Source organism: Pseudomonas sp. RGM2987 (assembly GCF_022952855.1).
Lineage (GTDB): Bacteria > Pseudomonadota > Gammaproteobacteria > Pseudomonadales > Pseudomonadaceae > Aquipseudomonas.
The window spans coordinates 1-7,279 of the sequence record NZ_JALJDX010000076.1 but is presented as its reverse complement, the minus strand read 5'-3'; the positions used below and the strand labels follow the sequence as shown (position 1 = coordinate 7,279).

Sequence of the window (7,279 nt, the reverse complement as noted above, 5' to 3'; positions counted from 1 at the left end):
ACACCGCGGTATGTCGGATGGATCGCACTGATTTTCCTTGGGGTTACTGCGCAACCCAGCGGGAGCAAGCTCCCTCGCCACAAGAGCGGTAGGTGCCCAGGCCAACTGCCCCGCGGTTGTTTTCAAATGAATCAATGGCTGGAACAATGCCGGCCAGTCCAGAAGTGCTTGAGCAGGGGAGTTGCGGGTGCAGATTCAAGGTCATTATGAGCTTCAGTTCGAAGCCGTGCGTGAAGCCTTCGCGGCGCTGTTCGAAGATCCCCAGGAACGCGGCGCGGCGTTGTGCATCCAGGTCGGTGGCCGCACGGTGATTGACCTGTGGGCCGGCACGGCCGACAAGGATGGTCATGAAGCCTGGCACAGCGACACCATCGCCAACCTGTTTTCCTGCACCAAGACCTTCACCGCCGTCACCGCCCTGCAACTGGTGGCCGAAGGCAAGCTGCAACTCGACGCCCCGGTCGCTCGTTACTGGCCCGAGTTCGCGGCGGCGGGCAAGGCCTCCATCACCCTGCGCCAGTTGCTCTGCCATCAGGCCGGGCTCCCCGCGTTGCGTGAACTACTGGCGCCCGAAGCGTTGTATGACTGGCAAACCATGACCGATGCGCTGGCCGCTGAAACACCCTGGTGGCCACCGGGCGAAGGCCATGGCTACGCCGCGATCACCTACGGCTGGCTGGTCGGCGAGCTGTTGCGCAGGGCGGACGGGCGTGGCCCGGGAGAGTCCATCGTGGCGCGGGTCGCCAGGCCGTTGGGCCTGGATTTCCACGTGGGTCTGGCCGACGAAGAGTTTCATCGGGTGGCCCACATCGCCCGTGGCAAAGGCAACGTCGGTGACGCGGCGGCCCAGCGCTTGCTGCAAGTAACGATGCGTGAACCCACGGCCATGACCACCCGGGCCTTCACCAATCCGCCGTCGATCATGACCAGCACCAACAAGCCGCAGTGGCGCCGCATGCAGCAACCGGCGGCCAACGGCCACGGCAATGCGCGCAGCCTGGCCGGCTTCTATGCCGGCCTTTTGGACGGCAGCCTGCTGGAAGGTGAAATGCTCGACGAACTGACTCGCCAGCACAGCTTCGGCGAGGACAAGACATTGCTGACCCAGACCCGCTTTGGCCTGGGTTGCATGCTCGACCAGCCGGACGTGCCGAATGCAACCTACGGCCTCGGCCCGCGGGCGTTCGGTCACCCCGGGGCAGGGGGCTCCATTGGTTTTGCCGATCCGGAACATGACGTGGCGTTCGGCTTTGTGACCAATACGCTCGGGCCTTACGTTTTGATGGATCCGCGCGCGCAGAACCTTGCAAGGGTGCTTGCCACTTGTCTATAAACCTCATCAGGGTCGGCGGCCTTGGGAACCCCGTGCCCTTTTCGGTTTCCAAGCGTCTGTTTATGCGGCCGAATCTGGTCTCTTGTTTTTTCATTCAATTCATTTTGTGGATATCCAATGTCATCGAATAAAACCCTCGCTCTGGCGCTGTGCTTCGCTATTACCGGTTGCGCACAAACTCCACAGAATGATGCCGAGGGCGGCGGTGGCTGGTGGCCGTTCGGCGGCTCCGACAAGGTCGCGACCAAGGAGCCAGCCCCGGCGGCGCCCTTGAAGCCGGCCGCCGTCGCGCCGCAAGCCAAGGCAGAGAGTGCCACTCACTGGTGGTGGCCGTTCTCGTCCGATGACGCTGCCGATGCTGCAAAAAAAGCAGACGTGAAGCCCGAAGCCAAGCCTGAACCCAAGGCTCCGGCAACCGTGGCCAAGGCTGAGGCCGAAAGCAACGGCAAGTGGTGGTGGCCGTTCGGCGGTAAGGATCAGGAAACCACCAAGGCAGCGCCAATGCCCGATCCGAAGGTCACCCAGGCCTGGCTCGACGACTACGAGCCGAAGCTGCGCACGGCAATCCAGGACAGCAAGCTTGAACTTGAACGCCGCGACAACGTGCTGGTGGTCACCGCGCCGGTGGACAGCTCTTTCAACCCGGATCGCCCGGCCATGCTGTTGCCGGTCACCCTCGGTCCGTTCACTCGCGTCGCCAAAGTACTCGAAGCTGATCCGAAGACCGCCGTGTTGATCCTTGGTCACGCCGATACCTCGGGGGCCGCGCCGGCGAACCAGAAACTAAGCCAGGAACGTGCCCAGGCCGTGGCCGCGATCTTCCGTCTCAGCGGCCTGCAGCGGGATCGCCTGATGTTGCGCGGCATGGGCGCAGTGGCGCCACGTGCGGCCAATGACAGCGTGGAAGGCCGCGCCTTGAACCGACGCGTGGAATTGCTGGTGACACCGGCCAACACCATGGTTGCGCTGTTGAGCAAGTACAACATGCCAGCCCCGGCCCCGGTGACGATGGTGGCCGCCCAGGATGTGAAGCCTGCCGCCCCGGCGCCAGCACTCGCAGCAAAAAAACCGGCGGCGCCGACCACCAAGAAAGCCCCGGCAAAGAAAGCCGCGGCCAAGGCCCCGGCGAAGAAAGCGCCGGCCAAGCCTGCGACTCCTGCAAAGAAACCTCAACCGGCCAAGGCCGCCAGCGATACCAAGAAGGTCGCGGCCACCGATACTCCCAAGCAGTGATGGGCTAACCACAAGGAACGCGCCATGACCCAAGCGCTGGCTGATATGCGCCGCGACTACACCCGTGATGGCCTGGCCGAGGCGCAAGCCCCAGCCGAGCCATTCGCCCTGTTCCACCAATGGTTCGCCGACGCGGTGAAAACCGAACAGGCCCCGGTGGAGGCCAACGCCATGACGTTGGCAACGGTGGATGCAGATGGGCGTCCGCACTGCCGGATCCTGCTGCTCAAGGGTCTGGACGCCCAGGGTTTCACCTTCTTCACCAACTACGACAGCGCCAAGGGCCAGCAACTGGCGGCGAACCCATTCGCCGCCATGACGTTTTTCTGGCCGACCCTGGAGCGCCAGGTGCGCATCGAGGGCAAGGTGGTCAAGGTGACGGCGCAGGAGTCGGACGCCTATTACCAGGTCCGCCCGTTGGGCAGCCGCCTCGGTGCCTGGGCCTCACCCCAGAGCCGGGTGATCTCCGGGCGCGGTGAGCTGGAAGATTTGCTCAAGGCCACCGAGCAACGCTTCAGCGGCAACCCACCCCATTGCCCGGAACATTGGGGTGGTTATCGCTTGCTGCCCGAGCGCATCGAATTCTGGCAAGGCCGCCCCAGCCGCCTGCACGATCGCCTCAACTACCGCCTGCAAGGGGCGCATTGGACACGCGAGCGTCTGGCGCCTTAGTGTCGGGGTAGCCTGCCGCAGCGGTATGAAGCCATTGCGGCAGGTCGCGGCGCTTGATGCCTTGCGCCCGGGCACGGGCCAGTTGTTGCAGCATGTAGGTTTTCTTCCGCTCATCCTGCCCCGCCAGCGACAGCGCCAGGTCGCGGTCCATCCAGCGCTTGATGCGCACATACAGCCACCAGTGGAAGTACAAACCGGCGACGGTGGTGGCAATGATGATGAAGTAATCCATGAAAAATCTCGGCGTTGATGACGCAGGTTTCTGAAATTGACGCTACTGTTGGGTGAATTTTTCGGGTGCGCCTGTATCCCACCTGAATGAAAGCAACTTTATCCCGGCGAGGCCGTGACAGGCGTCAAGTCGCGGAGTTTAATGAATACCTGTCTTTTGGAGTGATGCTATGCGTAAGTCTGTTTTGCTGGTTGCTTCCTTTTCCACGATGGCGATGTTGCTCACTGGCTGCCAGTCGAGCCTGACCGGTGACTCCTATTCCCGTGACGAAGCGCGTCGCGTGCAGACGATTCGCATGGGGACCATCGAGTCTCTGCGTCCGGTCAAGATCGAAGGCACCAAGACCCCGATCGGCGGTGCGGCCGGTGCCGTGGTTGGCGGTGTAGGCGGCAGCGCCATCGGTGGCGGTCGCGGTAGCGTCGTCGCGGCGGTGATCGGTGCCGTTGCAGGCGGGTTGCTCGGCTCCGCCACTGAGGAAGGCCTGACCCGTACCCAGGGTGTGGAAATCACCGTTCGCGAAGATGACGGCAGCATGCGTGCCTATGTGCAGCAGGTTCAGGAAAATGAAGTGTTCCGCGTGGGTGAGCGGGTGCGGATTTCGACTGTGGGTGGGACGAGTCGCGTGTCGCACTAAGCTGGGGTTGTTGGTGTTGGTGTTGGTGTTGGTGTTGGTGTTGGTGTTGGGGGCAGATCCGTTGCTGCGGTAATGGCTGCTTAGGGTTCCGCCCTTACGGCGGGTCACTTTTGGAAAGCGCCAAAAGTAACCAAAAGCGCTTTGCCCCACCACTGGGCACCTCGCCAAGGCGAGGTGTTCCCTCACTCCGGCATTGCTCCGTGGGCCCGCCGCGATGGGCCATCCATGGCCCTGCGCGGCTAACCCGGCATCCATGCCGGGTTGCCCACTACGCAATGCCTGCGTTCGGCCCTTGTGGTTAATGGGGCGGTCAGATCAAAAGCAAAGCAAAGCAAAGCAAAGGCGAGGCGGCCTAGCGGCCGACCTGGCTTTTCCGGTTGTAACCCAATCCAATTGTGGGAGCGAGCCTGCTCCGGGCGGCGATCCGACGATGGCGATGGATCAGCTACATGCATATTTGTGTTCATGCACCTGCTTTCGATCTGCTCCCAGATGGGGCTGCTGCGCAGCCCAGCGGGAGCAAGCTCCCTCGCCACAATGATTCACTTGAAGGTAACAATCAGGAAGGCAATGCCGTGCTCTTGCGACTGGCCGCCGCTGTCACCGCATAGCCCAACAACGCTGCCAGGATCGACCCGGTGAGGATGCCCATCCGGTCCATGCCGGCGTAGTCGCTGGCGCCCGGCTCGAACGCGAGGGAGCCGACGAACAGGCTCATGGTGAAGCCGATGCCGCAGAGGATGGCTACACCCAATACCTGGCCCCAGTTGGCACCCGCGGGGAGGCTGGCGATGCCGATTTTCACTGCCAGCCAGGTCAGGCCGAAGACCCCGAGGGTCTTGCCTATCAACAGGCCGATGGCGATGCCCATCGGCACATGATGGGTGAAGCTTTCGACGGTGATGCCGCTCAGGGAGAGGCCCGCGTTGGCGAAGGCGAACAGCGGCAGGATGCCGAAGGCTACCCACGGGTGCAGGGCGTGTTCCAGGGCCAGCAACGGCGAGCTCTCGGCGTTTTTCGTGCGCAACGGGATACAGAATGCCAGCGTCACTCCCGCCAGGGTCGCATGGACCCCGCTCTTGAGTACGCAGACCCAGAGAATCAGGCCCACGACCATGTAGGGCCCGAGCTTGACCACGCCCATCCGGTTCATTGCCACCAGCAGTGCTATGCAGCCGGCTGCCAGCATCAGCGACAGGGTGGACAGGGCGCCGGAGTAGAAGATGGCGATGATGATAATGGCGCCCAGGTCGTCGATGATCGCCAGGGTCATCAGGAACAACTTGAGGGACACCGGCACGCGCTTGCCCAGCAAGGCGAGCACACCGAGGGCGAACGCGATGTCGGTGGCGGTCGGAATCGCCCAGCCCGCGAGGGCGGCCGGATTGTCCCGGTTGAGGAACCAGTAGATCAGGGCCGGCACCACCATGCCGCCAATCGCCGCTGCCCCCGGCAGGACAATCTGCGAAGGCTTCGACAGCTGTCCGTCGAGCACTTCGCGTTTGACTTCAAGGCCGATGAGCAGGAAGAACATCGCCATCAAGCCATCGTTGATCCACAGCAGCAAAGGCTTGGCGATCTTCAACGCGCCGACCTGGGCCACCACCGGGGTGTCCAGAAGACCGCCGTACAGCCAGGACAGCGGCGAATTATTGATGACCAGCGCCAGCACTGCGGCGGCGATCAACAGCAGGCCGCTGGCGGCTTCCAGTTGGAAGAAACGTGTCAGAGAATTGCGTAGAGGCAAGGTTGCTCTCCATTCGTCGGTCAAAAAGTGGGCACACCCTAACCCGTACTGATAGAAGGTAAAACAAAAGTTATATTCTTTTTTGTTATATGACGTTACAACGCCTTCGCCGCGTGAGCGGCAGTTGCGGCGCATATTGGACCTTAGCTGTACCTGTGCGAGCTGTCGGTTTTTTCCTAAGCTTGTGCCTGGTTTTTCCGATATCCGCCGTGCCTGCATGACCGCCAGACATGCGTTGCGTCGAACCGATCCAGCGAGAGAACACATGACCGATCACCGCCAGTGGGCGCGCGAAGCGATCCGCATCATCGAGGCTGACTTCCAGCGCAGCGCCGACACTCACCTGATTCCATTGCCGTTACCGGGCCTGCCGGGCATTGAGCTGTATTTCAAGGATGAGTCCAGCCACCCCACCGGCAGCCTCAAGCATCGACTGGCCCGTTCGCTGTTTCTCTACGCGTTGTGTAATGGCTGGCTCAAGCCCGGCGCGCCGGTGATCGAGGCGTCCAGCGGCTCGACAGCGATTTCCGAAGCGTATTTCGCCAGGCTATTGGGCCTGCCGTTCATCGCGGTGATGCCGGCGACCACGTCCCGGGAAAAAATCGCACAGATCGCCTTCTACGGTGGGCAGAGTCATCTGGTGGACGATCCTACGCAAATCTACGCCGAATCCGAACGCCTCGCCCGTGAGCATGATGGGCACTTCATCGACCAGTTCACCTACGCCGAGCGTGCGACGGACTGGCGGGCCAATAACAACATCGCCGAATCGATCTTCCAGCAGATGCGCTTCGAGCGGCATCCGGAGCCCAGTTGGTTGATTTCCAGCCCCGGCACCGGCGGCACCACCGCCACCCTGGGGCGCTATGTGCGGTATCGCCAGCACTGCACCCGAGTGCTGTGTGCCGATGCCGAACGTTCGGTGTTCTTCGACTACTACCGCAGCGGTGATGCCAACCTGCGCCTCGATTGCGGCTCGCGAATCGAAGGCATTGGCCGACCGCGGGTCGAAGCGTCGTTCCTGCCCAAAGTCATCGATGCGATGGTCAAGGTCCCGGACGCGTTGTCACTTGCGGCCATGCACTACCTGGCCCAGCGCCTGGGTCGCCGGGTCGGTGGTTCCAGCGGCACCAACCTGATCGGCGCGTTGATTGCCGCACTGCGGATGGTGGAGGCCGGCGAGTCGGGGGCGATCGTGGCGATTTTGTGCGACGGGGGCGAACGCTATGCCACGACGTATTACGACCCGGCTTGGCTCAAGGCTCAGGGCTATGAGTTGAGTGGGTTGATGGATACGGTGGCGGCGTGTGTGGAGCGCGGGCAGGCGTTGCCGGAGAGTGTATTGCGAGCGGGGATCTGATTTGAAGACACCGCAATACCCCTGTGGGAGCGGGCTTGCTCGCGAAAAGCGGTGATTCAGTCGAATAA

7 protein-coding genes are annotated in these 7,279 nt (G+C 62.4%); 5 read left to right on the top strand and 2 right to left on the bottom strand.

All coding sequences use genetic code 11. The features are described from left to right. Positions 1-187 precede the first annotated feature (187 nt). The 3 genes from RGM2987_RS00970 (at position 188) to pdxH (ending at position 3,238) form a co-directional block, all read left to right on the top strand. Positions 188-1,333: a serine hydrolase domain-containing protein gene (locus tag RGM2987_RS00970; RefSeq protein ID WP_245138247.1), complete on the top strand. Its 1,146-nt coding sequence runs from the start codon at positions 188-190 to the stop codon at positions 1,331-1,333. A gap of 117 nt (positions 1,334-1,450) precedes the next feature. After that, complete coding sequence (locus RGM2987_RS00965) at positions 1,451-2,566, top strand: OmpA family protein (protein ID WP_245138246.1); 1,116 nt, start codon at positions 1,451-1,453, stop codon at positions 2,564-2,566. A 24-nt stretch (positions 2,567-2,590) separates the two neighbouring features. Beyond that, a complete protein-coding gene (gene pdxH, locus RGM2987_RS00960) occupies positions 2,591-3,238 on the top strand; it encodes a pyridoxamine 5'-phosphate oxidase (RefSeq protein ID WP_245138245.1) in 648 nt (215 codons plus the stop codon). On the opposite strand, the gene RGM2987_RS00955 is transcribed toward pdxH, so the two are convergent. After that, positions 3,186-3,470, bottom strand: coding sequence for a hypothetical protein (locus RGM2987_RS00955; protein WP_245138244.1), 285 nt, complete (start codon positions 3,468-3,470; stop codon positions 3,186-3,188). The two genes, pdxH and RGM2987_RS00955, sit on opposite strands and share 53 nt — an antisense overlap. A gap of 169 nt (positions 3,471-3,639) precedes the next feature. On the opposite strand from RGM2987_RS00955, the gene RGM2987_RS00950 reads away from it, so the two are divergent. Beyond that, positions 3,640-4,104, top strand: a complete 465-nt coding sequence (locus RGM2987_RS00950; RefSeq protein ID WP_245138243.1) for a glycine zipper 2TM domain-containing protein — start codon at positions 3,640-3,642, stop codon at positions 4,102-4,104. 559 nt (positions 4,105-4,663) lie between these two features. Here the strand turns inward: RGM2987_RS00950 and nhaA are convergent. Next, entirely contained in the window at positions 4,664-5,851 is a 1,188-nt protein-coding gene (gene nhaA, locus RGM2987_RS00945; protein ID WP_245138242.1) for a Na+/H+ antiporter NhaA, read from the bottom strand. Between the two features lie 265 nt (positions 5,852-6,116). On the opposite strand from nhaA, the gene RGM2987_RS00940 reads away from it, so the two are divergent. Continuing rightward, entirely contained in the window at positions 6,117-7,211 is a 1,095-nt protein-coding gene (locus RGM2987_RS00940; RefSeq protein WP_245138241.1) for a PLP-dependent cysteine synthase family protein, read from the top strand. The last annotated feature ends 68 nt before the right edge of the window (positions 7,212-7,279 follow it).